Below are 342 nucleotides of genomic sequence, written 5' to 3'. Positions count from 1 at the left end.
CTCTTGAAGATAAAAACTATTTAATTTTCAAGGAACAGTTATTAACTTAAAACTTATTATACGAGGAGGGTGTATCATGAAAAAAATATGCTTTGTATTAATTGTCGATGCTGGTATAAATTATGGTTCAATATTTTCTCTACCATTTTTAAGGAATCAGGATGATTTGAAGGAATATTTTTCTAAGTATTATGATGTTTCAATTAATTATATTAGGGATAAAAACTCAGTTGACTATTTGGTAGTTCCCAAACCGTGTCCACCTTTTGATAATGAAAATAATCTTCCAATAATTGAAGTACCAGCAATCTTATTTATGGAAAAGGATTTTGAAAAAATAAA

Annotated in this window: 1 protein-coding gene; it reads left to right on the top strand. The window is 26.9% G+C overall.

Going from position 1 to position 342, the window contains the following annotated elements; all coding sequences use genetic code 11:
- Positions 1-76: 76 nt before the first annotated feature.
- A partial coding sequence (locus JDS92_RS30195) for a hypothetical protein (RefSeq protein ID WP_199633050.1) occupies positions 77-342 on the top strand: 266 nt, incomplete at its 3' end.

Origin of the sequence: Bacillus cereus group sp. N12, assembly GCF_016483575.1 — a bacterium.
GTDB classification, from domain to species: domain Bacteria; phylum Bacillota; class Bacilli; order Bacillales; family Bacillaceae_G; genus Bacillus_A; species Bacillus_A toyonensis.
This window is presented reverse-complemented; position numbering and strand designations above follow the sequence as displayed.